The organism is Naumannella cuiyingiana (assembly GCF_013408305.1).
Classification (GTDB): Bacteria; Actinomycetota; Actinomycetes; order Propionibacteriales; family Propionibacteriaceae; genus Naumannella; species Naumannella cuiyingiana.
Genome location: NZ_JACBZS010000001.1, coordinates 702,555 through 717,586, shown reverse-complemented (window position 1 = coordinate 717,586; position 15,032 = coordinate 702,555). Strand labels below are relative to the sequence as shown.

At 70.1% G+C, this 15,032-nt stretch carries 13 protein-coding genes; 10 read left to right on the top strand and 3 right to left on the bottom strand.

Annotated features, from left to right (window positions below):
- Window positions 1–16 precede the first annotated feature (16 nt).
- The 5 genes from tig (at window position 17) to GGQ54_RS03180 (ending at window position 4,857) form a co-directional block, all read left to right on the top strand.
- On the top strand, window positions 17–1,438 hold the full coding sequence (gene tig, locus GGQ54_RS03200) for a trigger factor (RefSeq protein WP_179444070.1): 1,422 nt from the start codon (window positions 17–19) through the stop codon (window positions 1,436–1,438).
- Between the two features lie 120 nt (window positions 1,439–1,558).
- Window positions 1,559–2,176: an ATP-dependent Clp protease proteolytic subunit gene (locus tag GGQ54_RS03195; RefSeq protein ID WP_179446399.1), complete on the top strand. Its 618-nt coding sequence runs from the start codon at window positions 1,559–1,561 to the stop codon at window positions 2,174–2,176.
- A gap of 8 nt (window positions 2,177–2,184) precedes the next feature.
- Entirely contained in the window at window positions 2,185–2,844 is a 660-nt protein-coding gene (locus GGQ54_RS03190) for an ATP-dependent Clp protease proteolytic subunit (RefSeq protein ID WP_179444069.1), read from the top strand.
- Between the two features lie 150 nt (window positions 2,845–2,994).
- The gene (gene clpX / locus GGQ54_RS03185; RefSeq protein WP_179444068.1) at window positions 2,995–4,290 is read left to right on the top strand and encodes an ATP-dependent Clp protease ATP-binding subunit ClpX; all 1,296 of its coding nucleotides are present in this window, start codon (window positions 2,995–2,997) and stop codon (window positions 4,288–4,290) included.
- 84 nt (window positions 4,291–4,374) lie between these two features.
- Window positions 4,375–4,857: a hypothetical protein gene (locus tag GGQ54_RS03180; protein ID WP_179444067.1), complete on the top strand. Its 483-nt coding sequence runs from the start codon at window positions 4,375–4,377 to the stop codon at window positions 4,855–4,857.
- Between the two features lie 39 nt (window positions 4,858–4,896).
- Here GGQ54_RS03180 and GGQ54_RS03175 read toward each other — a convergent pair whose 3' ends face one another.
- Both GGQ54_RS03175 and valS read right to left on the bottom strand, forming a co-directional pair.
- The gene (locus tag GGQ54_RS03175) at window positions 4,897–5,418 is read right to left on the bottom strand and encodes a DinB family protein (RefSeq protein WP_179444066.1); all 522 of its coding nucleotides are present in this window, start codon (window positions 5,416–5,418) and stop codon (window positions 4,897–4,899) included.
- A 10-nt stretch (window positions 5,419–5,428) separates the two neighbouring features.
- Window positions 5,429–8,026, bottom strand: a complete 2,598-nt coding sequence (valS, locus tag GGQ54_RS03170) for a valine--tRNA ligase (RefSeq protein WP_179444065.1) — start codon at window positions 8,024–8,026, stop codon at window positions 5,429–5,431.
- Between the two features lie 136 nt (window positions 8,027–8,162).
- On the opposite strand from valS, the gene GGQ54_RS03165 reads away from it, so the two are divergent.
- Window positions 8,163–9,578 (top strand): bifunctional folylpolyglutamate synthase/dihydrofolate synthase, encoded by a 1,416-nt coding sequence (locus GGQ54_RS03165; protein WP_179444064.1) that lies wholly within the window; start codon window positions 8,163–8,165, stop codon window positions 9,576–9,578.
- Here the strand turns inward: GGQ54_RS03165 and GGQ54_RS03160 are convergent, their stop codons facing one another.
- The gene (locus tag GGQ54_RS03160) at window positions 9,579–11,963 is read right to left on the bottom strand and encodes a glycoside hydrolase family 31 protein (protein ID WP_179444063.1); all 2,385 of its coding nucleotides are present in this window, start codon (window positions 11,961–11,963) and stop codon (window positions 9,579–9,581) included.
- A gap of 53 nt (window positions 11,964–12,016) precedes the next feature.
- On the opposite strand from GGQ54_RS03160, the gene GGQ54_RS03155 reads away from it, so the two are divergent.
- From GGQ54_RS03155 to GGQ54_RS03140, 4 genes are read left to right on the top strand one after another with little or no spacing between them, the layout of a single operon-like run.
- Window positions 12,017–12,367, top strand: coding sequence for a DUF4233 domain-containing protein (locus GGQ54_RS03155; RefSeq protein WP_179444062.1), 351 nt, complete (start codon window positions 12,017–12,019; stop codon window positions 12,365–12,367).
- 22 nt (window positions 12,368–12,389) lie between these two features.
- On the top strand, window positions 12,390–12,809 hold the full coding sequence (gene ndk, locus GGQ54_RS03150; RefSeq protein WP_179444061.1) for a nucleoside-diphosphate kinase: 420 nt from the start codon (window positions 12,390–12,392) through the stop codon (window positions 12,807–12,809).
- On the top strand, window positions 12,806–13,990 hold the full coding sequence (locus GGQ54_RS17280; RefSeq protein ID WP_179444060.1) for a CPBP family intramembrane glutamic endopeptidase: 1,185 nt from the start codon (window positions 12,806–12,808) through the stop codon (window positions 13,988–13,990). Before ndk ends, GGQ54_RS17280 begins: the two co-directional genes overlap by 4 nt.
- 1 nt (window position 13,991) lies before the next feature.
- The gene (locus GGQ54_RS03140; RefSeq protein WP_179444059.1) at window positions 13,992–15,011 is read left to right on the top strand and encodes a serine/threonine-protein kinase; all 1,020 of its coding nucleotides are present in this window, start codon (window positions 13,992–13,994) and stop codon (window positions 15,009–15,011) included.
- Window positions 15,012–15,032 lie beyond the last annotated feature (21 nt).

Below are 15,032 nucleotides of genomic sequence, written 5' to 3'. Positions count from 1 at the left end.
TTCCCGGGAGACCATCTTGCCCAGCACCGTCGAGCAGCTCAGCCCGTCGCGCGTGAAGATCACCATCGAGGTGCCGTTCGCGGACCTGAAGCCGAGCCTGGACAAGGCGTACGCGCAGATCGCGAAGCAGGTGACGATCCCCGGCTTCCGCAAGGGCAAGGTCCCGCCCGCGGTGATCGACCAGCGGTTCGGCCGCGGAGCGGTGCTGCAGGAGGCGATCAACGATGCGCTGCCCGACCAGTACTCCAGGGCCGTCGTCGAGCACGAGCTGAACCCGCTGGCGCAGCCCGAGATCGAGGTGACGCGGCTGGAGGACGGCGATGTCGTCGAGTTCACCGCCGATGTGGTGGTACGCCCGGACTTCGAACTGCCCGACTTTGCCGACGTCTCTGCCACCGTCGACCCGCTGAGCGTCGACGACGCGGTGGTCGATGAGCAGATCGACCTGCTCCGGCAGCGTTTCGGCACCCAGCACGACGCCGACCGCCCGGCCGCCGACGGCGACATCGTGACCATCGACCTGCTCGGCCGCAAGGGCGGCGAGGAGCTTGACGACGCCACCGCCGAGGGCATCCAATACAAGGTCGGCGCCGGCGGCATGCTGGACGGCCTGGATGACGCGGTCACCGGCCTGAGCGCGGGGGAATCGAAGGAGTTCACCTCCACGCTGGTCGGTGGGCCGCTGCGTGGCGAGGAGGCCGACATCACCGTCACGGTGCAGAAGGTCGCCGAGCAGGAGCTGCCGGAGGCCGACGACGAGTTCGCCCAGCTCGCCTCCGAGTTCGACACCATCGACGAGATGCGCGCCGACCTGCGGACCCGGGTCGAGCAGATGGCCCGCCTGGACCAGGCCGCGCAGGCCCGCGACCGGGTGCTGGAGGCGGTCATCGCCGATCTCGACTTCGAGGTGCCGGAGAGCCTGCTCGAGTCCGAGACCCGCGCCCGGCACGAGCAGATCAACGCCCAGCTCGCGCAGGCCGGCCTGACCCTGGACCAGTACCTCGCCGATGCCGAGGAGGAGCAGACCGCCGAGGAGTTCTGGGCCGATGTCGACACCCGCTCGGCCCAGGCGCTGAAGGCGCAACTGGTGCTGGACAAGGCCGCCGACGAGCTCGAGGTCGGCGTCGACCAGGCTGATCTGACCCAGCATCTGGTCCGCCGGGCGCAGCAGAACAACAGCACGCCCGAGGCCGAGGCCCAGCACATGATGGAGCACAACCACACCGGGGAGTGGATGACCGAGATCCGGCGCGGCAAGGCCCTCGCCGCGCTGGTCGCCGCGGCAACGGTCACCGACAGCGACGGCAATGCCGTTGACCTGGCCAACCTGCGTCCCGACGGCAGCATCGGCGAGGCCGCCCCGGCCGACGACGCGGCCGACGAGGCGGCGGGCGACGCCGCGGACGAGCCGGCCACCGAGGAGGCTCCGAAGGCCTGAGGGCGCGCTGTCGGCGTACCCGCTGCGCCGACAGCGAACACGCCGCGGGCGCCGTCCGGTTTGTCCGCCCGGACCGGTACGTTCGTCGGTGTGAACGCACCAGACAAGCACACCGCGGCCGTGGCCGACGTGCGGGCCGCGACCTCCGCCCCGGCCGGCTTCGGGCTGACCGACAACGTCTATTCCTCGCTGCTGGCCAACCGGATCATCTTCCTCGGCTCCGAGGTCAAGGACGAGAACGCCAACGCGATCTGCGCGCAGATGTTGCTGCTCAATGCCGAGGATGCCGATTCCGACATCTGGCTCTACATCAATTCCCCGGGCGGCTCGGTCGACTCCGGGATGGCGATCTTCGACACCATGAAGTGGATCTCCAACGACGTGGCGACCGTCGCCATGGGCCTCGCGGCGTCGATGGGCCAGTTCCTGCTCAGCGCGGGCACCAAGGGCAAGCGGTACGCCCTGCCGCACAGCCGGATCATGATGCACCAGCCCTCGGGCGGGCTCGGCGGCACCGCGTCCGACATCCGGATCCAGGCCGAGCAGTCGCTGCACATCAAGCAGCAGATGGCCTCGTTGATCGCCGAGCACACCGGCCAGCCGCTGGAGCAGATCGAGCGCGACTCCGATCGCGACCGCTGGTTCACCGCCGAGCAGGCCAAGGACTACGGCTTCATCGACCACGTCTTCGAGCGCGCCGCCCAGATCCCCACCGGCGACGACGCCCCCAACCAGTGAGGCACCCCATGAACATCAATCCCAGCCAGCCGGGCGGGTACGCCCCCGCGGGCCCGGCGATGGACTACTTCATCCCGCAGTGGGAGGAGCGCACCTCCTACGGCATCCGCCGCGTCGACCCCTACACCAAGCTGTTCGAGGACCGGATCATCTTCCTCGGCACGCCGATCACCGACGACATCGCCAACGCGGTGATGGCGCAGTTGCTCGTGCTGCAGTCGATGGACGCGGACCGCCAGATCAGCATGTACATCAACAGCCCCGGCGGCTCGTTCTCCGCGATGACGGCGATCTACGACACGATGCGCTACATCAAGCCGCAGGTGCAGACGATCTGCCTCGGGATGGCCGCGTCGGCCGCCGCGGTGATCCTCGCCGCGGGCGCCAAGGGGCAGCGGCTGATGCTGCCGAACAGCACCGTGCTGATCCACCAGCCCTACACCAGCCAGGGCAGCTACGGACAATCCTCGGACCTGGAGATCCAGGCCAAGGAGATCCTGAGGATCCGCGAGCTGATGGAGACGATGATCGCCGAGGCGAGCGGCAAGGACCGCGAGCAGGTGAGCCTGGACGTCGAGCGCGACAAGTACCTGACGGCCGAGCAGGCCAAGGAGTACGGCATCGTGGACGATGTGTTGACGTCGCTGAAGGACGTCGAGCCGAACTGATCGATCCCGACCCGCGGCGCGGGGCGAAACACCCCCGGAATTGTCCGCGTCGCGGGTTAGGGTGGAGTCGGCAGTTGCCGGCGCCGACGGTGCCGGGCAGCGGTTGGTTGACACGGCGGACTGTTCGCACGGTGGATGGAGAGTGGACGCATGGCACGGATCGGTGAGAGCGGCGACCTGCTCAAGTGTTCCTTCTGCGGAAAGAGCCAGAAACAGGTCAAGAAGCTCATCGCGGGCTCGGGTGTCTACATCTGCGACGAGTGCATCGAGCTGTGCAACGAGATCATCGAGGAGGAGCTGTCCGGCGCCTCCGAGACCGGTCTGCTCGAGGAGTTGCCCAAGCCGGTGCAGATCCGGGAGTTCCTCGACACCTACGTGATCGGGCAGGACCCGGCGAAGAAGGCGCTCGCCGTCGCCGTCTACAACCATTACAAGCGGGTGCAGGCCCAGGCGCAGGCGCCGTCCGGTCGGCGGGCCGCCGAGGACGACGGGGTCGAGCTCGGCAAGTCGAACATCTTGCTGATCGGCCCGACCGGCTGCGGCAAGACCTATCTCGCCCAGACCCTCGCCCGGATGCTGAACGTGCCGTTCGCGATGGCCGATGCGACCGCGCTCACCGAGGCTGGCTATGTCGGCGAGGATGTCGAGAACATCTTGCTCAAGCTGATCCAGGCCGCCGACTTCGACGTGAAGAAGGCCGAGACCGGGATCATCTACATCGACGAGATCGACAAGGTCGCCCGCAAGTCGGAGAATCCGTCGATCACCCGTGATGTGTCCGGCGAGGGCGTGCAGCAGGCGTTGCTGAAGATCCTCGAGGGGACCACCGCCTCGGTGCCGCCGCAGGGCGGTCGCAAGCACCCGCACCAGGACTTCATCCAGATCGACACGACCAATGTGTTGTTCATTGTCGGCGGCGCGTTCGCCGGCCTGGACCACATCATCGACGAGCGGGTCGGCAAGCGGCCGATCGGCTTCAACAACGACCTCGAGTCCCGGCGCCCGCCCGCCGAGGATCCGTATGCGGAGGTACGCCCGGAGGATCTGGTCAAGTTCGGCCTGATCCCCGAGTTCATCGGCCGGCTGCCCATGATCAGCACCGTCGCCCCGCTCGATCGCGAGGCGCTGATCCGGATCCTCACCGAGCCGAAGAATGCGCTGGTCAAGCAGTTCCGCAAGCTGTTCGAGCTGGACGGCGTCGAGCTGGAGTTCACCCCCGAGGCCGTCGAGGCGATCGCCGACCTCGCGCTGCTTCGTGGCACCGGCGCGCGCGGTCTGCGCGCGATCCTCGAGGAGGTGCTGCTGAACGTGATGTTCGACGTGCCCAGTGCCGAGGACATCGCCCGGGTGATCATCACCGAGGACGTGGTCAACGACAATGTCGTGCCCACGCTCGTGCCGCACGCCAAGCTCCCGCGCCGGGAGCGCAAGGAGAAGAGCGCCTGACGCGCCGGGTGCGTCTCCATCGGGGCTGACCCCGTCGGCCGCTACCGTCGTGCTCGTTGTCCGCGACCTGGAAGGCACCATCAGATGAAGATCAAGTCCCTCACACTCGGCGTGCTCGGTGCCGCGATGTCCGGCATGTTGCTGCTCGCCGGTTGCGGCGGAGCTCCGGCCGTTCAGGACCGCCCGACGGAGCCGGCCCAGACCCAGGACGCCGGCGACGAGCAGGGCGGCGAGGAGACCTCCGCGGGCGAGGCGTCGCCGGACACGGGCGGCGAGTCGACCGACAGCTCGGGCGGTGAGGCCGCCGGCAAGCCCAGCCTGGACGACGTGAAGTCGGGCCTGAGCACCTGGCTGAAGGAGAACGACCCGACCGGCACGCTTGGCTCCCTGCCCCAGGACATGGTGAAGAAGCTCACCGACTGCTGGGCTGAGGCGGCCTACGATCAGCTCAGCGCCGAGACGCTGCAGCAGTTGGCCGACGCGACCACCCCGTCCAATGCGGGCGACCTGCAGAAGCTGAGCGAGATCTTCTCCAGCCAGGAGTGCCAGCAGGCCGTCACCGGCTGAGCCGGGCACGTCTGATCGACGCGGCCGGGCTCGCGCCGATCATTCGCCGGTACGCCCGTCGATCAGCTCGCGCACGATGTCGAGATGGCCGAGGTGGCGGGCGTACTCGTTGATCACATGTACGCAGATCCACGCCAGGCTGGCCGGCGGCCGAGGTTCGAACCGCGGGCCGGCCGGCGCGATCTCGTCCAGCGCGTGCTCGGCGAGCACCTGCCGGGTGAGCGCGCCGCCGGCGCGCAGCGCCTCGACCAGCGCCGGCAGATTTTCCTCCGCACCGACGTGCCAGGCGCCGCCCGGGTCATCGTCGGCGGTGTCGCCCCACGGGCGGTCCACCCGGGAGCCGAGGAACCCCCAGACGAACCAGCGCCGCTCCATGAACACCAGGTGCTTGATCAACTCGATCGGTGACCAGCCCGAGGGCAGCCTGCTCGCCCGAAGTTGATCATCGTCGAGATCGGCGACCCGTTCGATCACCGACTCCCGGTAGAAGTCCAGGTAGTCGGCGAACAGGGCGGCGACATCGGTCGACGAAGCGGGCTCGGGGAACTTCGGCTCCGGCATCGCTGCGGCCTCAGCCGGCCTGCGGCACGAGCTGTGCCTCGACCGCGATCGGGGCGTCGTCGGCTGCCCAGTCGATCTCGCCGGTGATCCGACCGACCGCGCGCAGGTCGCCTTCGGCGGCCCGCAGTCGGTCCAGCGATGCCGTCGGCCCGCTGACCCGGGCGCGTTCGATCTCGGTCTTCATCGACACCTTGGCCTGCGACTTCGCGCCGCGCAGTGCCACCAGCGCCGCCGCCACGTCGGTCACCGCGGCCGCGTCGCCGGACGTGGTGATCTCGGCGGCGTCGGGCCAGGCGGCGGTGTGGATCGAGCCGTCGCGCCACCACGACCAGACTTCCTCGGTGACGAAGGGCAGGAACGGCGCGAGCAGTCGCAACAACACGTCCAGCGAGTACGCCAGCGCAACCTGCGCCGAGCGGGCAGCCTGTTCGCCGCGCGCCCCGTAGGCGCGCTCCTTGACCAGCTCCAGGTAGTCGTCGCAGAACGCCCAGAAGAACGCCTCGGTGACCTCCAGCGCCCCGGTGTAGTCGAAGGCCTCGAACCGCGCGGTCGCCGTCTCGATCACCGCCTTCAGCGCCTCGAGCTGCGCCAGGTCGGCCGGCTCGTTGACCACGGCCAGATCCGTGGCCGACCCGTAGCCGAGCACGAACTTCGACGCATTGAGCACCTTCATCGCGAGCCGGCGGCCCACCTTCATCTGCGTCTCGTCGAACGGCGAGTCCAGCCCCGGCCGGGCCAGCGCTGCGCGCCAGCGCACGGCATCGGCGCCGTAGCGCGCCAAGATCTCGGTCGGCACCACGACATTGCCCTTGGACTTCGACATCTTCTTGCGGTCCGGGTCGACCACGAACCCGCTGATCATGGACCGGTACCAGGGCAGCGAGTGGTTGGCCAGGTGCGCCCGCACCACCCGGGCGAACAGCCAGGTCCGGATGATGTCGTGGGCGTGGGTGTTCAGGTCCATCGGGAAGGTCAGCCCGAACAGCTCGGGATCGCGCCCGCCCCAGCCCGTCGCGATCTGCGGCGTCAGCGACGAGGTCGCCCAGGTGTCCATCACATCGGGGTCGCCGACGAACCCGCCGGGCTCGCCGCGCTGCGCCTCGGTGTAGCCGGCCGGCACATCGCTCGCCGGGTCGACCGGCAGTTGATCTTCGGTCGGCAGCAGCGGGTTGGCGTGGTCGGGCTCGCCCGCGTCGTCCAGGGCGTACCAGACCGGGAACGGTACGCCGAAGTAGCGCTGCCGGCTGATCAGCCAGTCGCCGTTCAGGCCGCCCACCCAGTTCTCATAGCGGTGCTCCATGAACTCCGGCACCCACGCCAGTTCGCGCCCGCGCGCGAGCAGTTCCTCGCGCAGCCCGGCGTCGCGGCCGCCGTTGGTCAGGTACCACTGCCGGGTGGAGACGATCTCCAGCGGCTTGTCGCCCTTCTCGTAGAAGTTGGCCTTGCGCTGGGTCGGCTCGGGCTCGCCGGCGAGGTCGCCGGAGTCGCGCAGCAGCGAAACCATCGCCTCGCGCGCGGAGAACACGGTCTTGCCGGCCAGCTCGGCGTACGGGCCGGCGTTGACCAGCCAGTCCGGGGTCTCGCGGCTCAGCCGTCCGTCGCGGCCGATGATCACCCGGGTCGGCAGTTGCAGCTCGCGCCACCAGGCGACGTCGGTCAGGTCGCCGAAGGTGCAGCACATCGCGATGCCCGCGCCCTTGTCCATCTCGGCGGCCGGGTGGGCCAGCACCGGGACCTCGACGTCGAAGATCGGCGACGTCACCGTCTCGCCGAACAGCGGCTGGTAGCGCTCGTCGTCGGGGTGGGCGATCAGCGCCACGCAGGAGGCGACCAGCTCGGGCCGGGTGGTCTCGATCCGCACCGGCGTACCGTCCGCGCGGTGGAAGTCGATCTTGTGGTAGGCGCCGGGGTAGTCGCGGGCCTCCAGCTCGGCCTGGGCCACCGCGGTCTGGAATGTCACGTCCCACAGGGTCGGCGCCTGCGACAGGTACGCCTCTCCGCGCGCCAGGTTCTCCAGGAATGCCTTCTGGGAAACGAATCGCGTGTCGTCGGAGATCGTCGTGTAGAGCAGCGACCAGTCGACGCTCAGGCCGACCCGGCGCCACAGGTCCTCGAACACCTTCTCGTCGATGTGGGTGAGCTCGGCGCACAGCTCGACGAAGTTGCGCCGGCTGATCGGGAGCTGCCGCTTCGGGTCCGGCTTGGCCGGGGGCGCGAAGTCCGGGTCGTAGGGGACGGCCGGGTCGCAGCGCACGCCGTAGTAGTTCTGCACCCGCCGCTCGGTCGGCAGGCCGTTGTCGTCCCAGCCGATCGGATAGAACACGTGCTTGCCGCGCATCCGCTGGTAGCGCGCGATCAGGTCGGTGTGGGTATAGGAGAACACGTGCCCGACGTGCAGGCTGCCGGAGACCGTCGGCGGGGGAGTGTCGATGGAGAACACCTGCTCCCGCGACTCCGGACGGGTGAAGGCGTAGGTGCCGGCATCGCGCCAGGCGGCCAGCCACTTGTCCTCCAGCCCCTCCAGCGCGGGCTTGTCCGGTACGCGTACCTCCCGCGCTCCCGAGCCGGTGGTGGGTTCGGTGGCCGCGCGCTGCGTATCGGTCGTCATGAGCTGCAATCCTACGGATCGGGCCGAAGCGGCGCACGTTCGTGCCGCCGGACCCAGCGGGCCCGAGGCCGGGTCGATGCGTTCCCGGTGAGTGGACGAGGCCGAACACCCGACGCTCCGCCTACAGTTGCCCACCATGAGCCATGCCGAACTCACCGCCGCGCTGACCGCCCGCTGGCCCGAGCACCGGGTCGCCCCCAGCCTGTCCCGCATCCGCGCCCTCTGCGAGCTGCTCGGCGACCCCCAGAACGCCGCCCCGGTGATCACCATCACCGGCACCAACGGCAAGGGCTCGACCGCGATCATGATCGACGCGCTGCTGCGGTCGACCGGCCTGCGCACGGGCCGCTTCTCCAGCCCGCACCTGCGCGACGTGACCGAACGGATCAGCATCGACGGGCGGCCGATCAGCGAGGAGCGGTTCGCCGAGATCTGGGCCGACATCGAGCCCTATGTGGCGATGGTGGACGAGCAACGCCTGGACGGCGTACCGCAGATGACCTTCTTCGAGGTGATCACCGCGATGGCCTTCGCGGCGTTCGCCGATGCGCCGGTGGACGTGGTGATCCTCGAGGTCGGCCTCGGCGGCACCTGGGACGCCACCAGCGTCGCCGACGCCCAGGTCGCCGTGGTCACGCCGATCGACGTCGATCACGCCCACCTGCTCGGCGACACCCCGGCCAAGATCGCGCAGGAGAAGGCGGGGATCATCAAGCCCGGCTCGACCGCGGTGCTGGCCGGTCAGAGCGTCGACGTGGCGAAGGTGCTGCTGGAGCGGTGCGCGGAGGTCGGCGCACCCGCCCTGCGCGAGGGTGTCGACTTCGGCGTGCTGGAGCGCCAGCCCGCGGTCGGCGGGCAGTTGCTGCGGCTGAACGAGCCGCAGGGCACCGTCGGGGACGTGTTCCTGCCGCTATTCGGAGCCCACCAGGCGGCCAATGCCGCGCTCGCGCTGGCCGCGGTCGAGGTCTTCCTCGGCGGCAAGGATCTCGACGCCCAGGTGATCACCGACGGGTTCGGCGATGTGCGCGCGCCGGGTCGGCTCGAGCTGGCCCGCAGCGCGCCCGCGGTGGTGCTCGACGCCGCCCACAACCCGCACGGCGCGGCTGCGCTGGTCGAGGGGATGCGTGAGGCGTACCACTTCGATCCGCTGATCGGCGTGCTCGCGGTGATGCGCGACAAGGACGCCGAGGCCATGTTGCGGATCCTGGAGCCGATCCTGAACGAGGTGGTCGTCAGCCAGGTCGCCTCCACCGACCGCGGCCTGCCGGCCGCCGAGCTGGGCGAGCTTGCCGAAGGCATCTTCGGCGCCAATCGGGTCAGCGTGCAGCCGCGCCTGGACCGGGCCATCGAGCAGGCCGTCGCGCTCGCCGAGTCCGGCACCGGCGGCGACGAGCTCACCGGGTCCGGGGTGCTGGTCACCGGTTCGGTGATCGCCGTCGGCGAGGCGCGCACACTGCTGGTCGCCGAGGAAGCCGACGAGCCCGTCGTCGACGATTCCGACGACGACGAGATCGAGATCGTCGACGCCGAACTGGTCGACGACGAGGACTGATCAGCGGCTGGTCAGGATCTCGGTCAGCGCGCCGAACAACGCCGGGTCCAGCTCCAGCGCCTCCAGCGCCGCGAGTCGGTCCAGCGGCTGGTCGTGATCGACCAGCAACTGCTGCAGCGCCTGCTTGGTCAGCATCTCGACCTGGGAGGTCTGCAACAACTCCATGATCATCTCGTCGTGGCGCGGGGGTGCGATCCGCGGCGTACCGAACGACGCGCGGACGGTACGCCCGACCGGGGTGGCGGGCAGCTCGACGGTCGCGGTCCGCGTCGCCTCGTCCCACGCAGGCTTGCGCGCCCGCGGCCGGTCCACGCCGATCAGCCTGATCACCAGATCGCGCTCGGCGGGCAGCACCGACCGGTCGCCGACCGCCCGATGCACGGTCACCACGCCCGTCCCGTCGTCGTAGGCGATCCGCGTCCGCACGGCACGGGGCTCGGCCGCGTCGTCGTCCTCGTACAGCTCGAACTCGCCGTCGGCGCCGGCGAAGACCAGGATCTCCAGCGACCCCGGGTTCTCGATGCCGTATTCGCCCTCGCCGGTCAGCGGCACGATCGCACCGGCCCGGGCCAGCACCGGGTAGCCCGCCAGGGGGCGGTGGAAGGCGGCCACCCGGCCGCCGGTGTAGCGCTGGGTGGTGAAGATGTCGATCCACTCGCCCTCGGGCAGCCAGGCGGTCGAGCGGCCCAGCCGGGTCCGTCGGTCCGCGGGACGGGTGATCGGTGCGATGATCAACTCGGTGCCGAAGTGGGCGGCATTCGGATGCCGGTACGGCTCGGTGCGGGCCGGGTCCGACCAGTAGATCGGGCGCACCAGCGGCTCACCGAGGCGGTGGGCACGCTCGTTCATCGTGTAGAGGTAGGGCACCAGCCGGTGCCGCAGCCGGAGGAACTCGCCCATCGTCGCCTCGGCGATGGCGTCGAAGCGCCATGGTTCCTTGGAGGCGAAGGCCGAGTTCGTGCTGTGCAGGCGATTGATCGGGGAGAAGCAGCCGAGCTGCACCCACCGGGTCGCGAGCTCGTCGTCGCGCACGCCCCACGTGTGGCCGCCGACATCGTGGCTCCACCAGCCGTAGCCGACATTGGCCGCGGATGCGGTGAACTCCGGCTGGAAGTCCAGGGATTCCCAACTGATCACCGTGTCGCCGGAGAAGCCGATCGGGTAGCGGTGCGAGCCGAGCCCGGCGTACCGGGAGAAGGTCAGCGGCCGGGCGCCGTTCCGGCCGGAGTCCAGGTAGTGCACGTGGTTCAGCATCCACAGCGGATCCAGCCCCGCCATCGTCGAGTACGGGCCGGACTGCCAGTCCAGCCACCAGAAGTCGACGCCCTCGTCCTCCAGGGGGTGGTGCACAAGATCGAGATAGGGCGGCACGAAGGTCGGGTCGGCGATGTCGAACAGCACCGGTCGTTCGCTGGCCGGGTCGATCCCGCGGGCGCGGGCGGTCTCGGGGTAGCGGTCCTCGAAGGCGCGGATGCCGTCGGCCGGGTGCACGTTCAGCGTCACCCGCAGCCCCTGTTCGTGCAGCCAGGCAAGGAATTGCGGCGGATCGGGGAACAGCTCGGTGTTCCAGGAGTATCCCGTCCAGCCCGAGCCGAAGCGCGGGTCGGGCTCGGTCCAGTGCCAGTCCATGTCGATCACCGCGACGCTGAACGGCAGGTCCTCGGCGGCGAACCGCTCGATCAGCTCGCGGTACTCCTCGTCGGTGTAGCGGTGGTAGCGGCTCCACCAGTTGCCGAACGCATAGCGCGGGAGCATCGGCTGCGGCCCGGCGATCTGGGTGAACTCGCGCACGGCGGCGGCGTAGTCGTGGCCGTGGGCGAAGACGTAGAGATCGCGATTGCCGGGCCGACGCGGCTCGACCCAGCCGCGATCGGTGAGGGCGAGGGTGGCCGAGTCGTCGACCTCGGCGTACCCGTGATGGTTGATCAGCCCCGGGTCGAGCGCGATCCGCCCGTCGACCCCGTCGAGGGTGCGCGCGGTGCCGCCCGGGTTCGAGTCCTCGCCCTCCCACGGATCGGGGGGTACGCCCGGCCGCCACACCGAGTGGTAGTTGGAGATCCCCCCGAGCAGCTCGATCCGCAGCCCGGTCGGGGAGAACTCCTGGCCGTCGTAGCTCAGTCGCAGATGCTCGGTGGTGATCAACACCCCGTCGCCGTCCCGCTCGACGGAGAACGCGGGCACCTCGAGATCGCGGTTGATCACGAGCTGGGTCGCGCGGTCCTCGAACTCGTCGTCGGGCGACCATTCCAGGCGGACCAGGCGGGAACTGAGCATCGTGATCCGCCAGTGGGGCCCGGTGATCACCGCCTCCGGCCGGGCCTCCGGCGTGGTCGCCAGACGCAGATGTGCGGGCAGGGATGGGTGGGTCGGCGTCGACTGGGCCATGCGGACAGTCTGGCAGGCCGGTGCGATGATGGCCGCATGAGGATGACGGCCCGATGAGACTGCAGCCGGGCAACCCCATGCAGTCGGTGCTGTTGTCGGTGCTCGCCTTCGAGGTGATCGTCTTCGGCCTGTCGATCTTCGTGATCTACCAGATCTCGCAACGCCCGCTGTGGCTGGCGGTGCTGCTCGGCGGCGGGCTGGCGCTGCTGGCCCTGCTCGCGGCGGCGACGCTGCGGCGGGGCAGCTTCGGCTATCTGCTGGGCTGGCTGGTCCAGCTCGGCGCCGTCGCGCTCGGCTTCGTGAATCCGGCGATCTGGATCATGGCGCTGGTCTTCGGCGGGCTGTGGGTGCTCGGCATCGTGCTCGGGCGCCGGCTGGAGGCGCGCGCCCGGGACACCGACTGAGCCTCACCATTAGGGTTGCGGCATGACTCAGCGCACCTTCGTCCTGATCAAGCCCGATGCCGTGCGGCGTGGGCTGGTCGGTGAGATCCTGCACCGTTACGAGGCGAAGGGCCTCGCGATCGAGGCGCTGGAGCTGCGCCACGTCGATGCCGAACTGGCCGACGCCCACTACGCCGAGCACGTCGAGCGGGATTTCTACCCGCCGCTGCGGGCCTTCGTCACCTCCGGGCCGTCGATCGCGATGATCCTGTCCGGCGATTCGGCCATCGAGGTGGTACGCCTGCTGAACGGCGCGACCGACGCCCGGGTGGCGGCGCCGGGCACCATCCGCGGCGATCTCGCCCTGTCCAACCGGGAGAATCTGGTCCACGGCTCCGACTCACCAGAATCCGCCGAGCGCGAGATCGCCCTCTGGTTCCCAGGCGAGGTGCCGGCCCGATGACGGCACCCCCGCCCGGGGACCGGCCGCCGGGCGCCGTGCCCGGCGACGCCGCTGCGCCACCCGACGGCTTCCCGCCGCCAGCGGCCGGCTTCGCCGTGCCACCTGGCGGCTTTCCCCCGGCTCCGGGTCCCGGGGGCTTCCCGCCGGCGGCCGTCCCGCCCGGCGCCCATCACCCGGGTGCGCAGCCGGGCCCGCCCGTGGCGTACCCGCCGGGCGCACCGCACCACCCGGTGCCGATGGCCCATCCGGGGCGGCCGCCGATGCTGCCCGTCGAGCCGCGGAACTACTACCGGTTCTATCGGACGCCGGCGCTGCGCTGGTGGCGCCCGCTGGTCGGCATCGTCTTCTTCGTCGGGCTCGGTTTCGTGGCGTCGCTGGTCTTCGGCGCGATCGGCTTCGGGGTGGACATCGCGACGGGCCGAACCGACTTCGACGCCTTGAGCCCCGCCGAGCTCGAGGTGACGCCGGCGACCTTCGTCGCCAACAACCTCGGGCTCGCCGCGCTGATCGGTATCGCGATCCTTGCCCAGTTGATCTTCTTCGGACAGCGGCCGGGCTGGCTGGCCTCGGTCGACGGCAAGCTGCGCTGGGGTTGGCTGGCCCGCTGTTTCGGGGCGGCCCTGGTCGGCTATCTGCTGATGTATGTCGTGCTCGGCCTGCTGGAGCCGTTCCCGCCGTTCGGCAATGATCCCGATTTCGGGCTCTATCTGGCCTTCACGCTGCTCACCACACCACTGCAGGCGGCGGGGGAGGAGTACGCCTTCCGCGGATTCCTGCCCCGGGCCATCGCGTCGTGGATCCCGCACCGCTGGGTCGGCATGATTCTCGCCTGGGTGCTCTGCTCCATGGTCTTCATGACCCTGCACGGGGCGGGCGACGTCTGGCTGAACGTCTACTACTTCTGCTTCGGGATGATCATGAGCATCGCGACCTGGCTGACCGGCGGCCTCGGCGTGGCCATCGCGTTGCACGTGGTCAACAATCTCGTCTCGCTGATCGTCGCCTTCTACGCCGGGGAGGGCGGCTCGCTGTTCGAACGCGGCGCCGGCACGGTCAATCCGGTCGAGCTGGTGCCCAATGTGGTCGTGCTGGTGGTCTTGTCGGTCGTGCTGGTGTGGTGGGCGAGCCGCCGCGGCCTGCGTCGCGAGTCCGCGCCCGCGGCAGTGGCCGGTCGGGGCTGAGATGGAGCTTGTCGCGGGGCGCTTCGAGCTGTACGACCGGATCGGTGACGGCGGCATGGGTCGGGTCTGGCGTGCCTTCGACCGCAAGAGCGGGCGCTGGATCGCCGCCAAGCAACTGACCCACTCCGATGCGGCGATGGTGCTGCGCTTCGTCCGCGAACAGGCCCTGCGGATCGATCACCCGCACGTGCTCGCACCGACCGGGTGGGCGGCCGACGACGACCGGGTCGTGCTGGCCATGGACCTCGTCGCCGGCGGCTCGCTGGAGACGCTGCTCGGCGATCACGGTGCCCTGCCCGACGCCTATGCCGCGGTCCTGCTCGACCAACTGCTCGCCGCGCTGGAGGCGATCCACGCCCACGGGGTCGTGCACCGCGACATCAAGCCGGCCAACCTGCTGCTGGATGCCACCGGGACCGGGATGCCCCGGCTGCGGGTCTCCGACTTCGGCGTCTCGGTGATCATGGACGAGCCGCGCCTGACCCACACCTCGATGAGCATCGGCACGCTCGGCTACATGGCGCCGGAACAGGCCCGCGGCGCCGAGCCGGAACCACGGCACGATCTCCACGCGGCCGGCGTCGTCGGCAAGCGGATGATCACCGGCCAGCCGTCGCGCGGCCTGCCCGAGAACTGGCCGTCGCCGCTGTGGCCGTTCCTCGCCCGGCTCACCGATCCCGATCCGCGGCGCCGGCCGTCGTCGGCGGCCGACGCCCGCGCCGAGCTGCGGCGTACCGGCCTGCTCACCGGGGGTACGCCGTGGCTGGCCGAACCCGATCCGCCCGAGGTGTTCGATCAGCTCGCCGCCCTGCCGCGGCGCACGCTGATCGATTCCCCGCCGACCCCGACGCCGGTGGATCCCGGCACCGGCCGTCGGATCGCCGCCCCGGCCCGCGCGCAGCGCCCCGCCCGGAACTCCGGACGGGGCGCTCGGAAGACGGCGCTGATCGTTCTCACCGCCGGCGCCTTTCTCGGCGCCATCGCGCTGGTGGTGGCGATCCTCGTGATCCTGCTCGGGTGATCCCCGGGCGGCGGGCGTGCT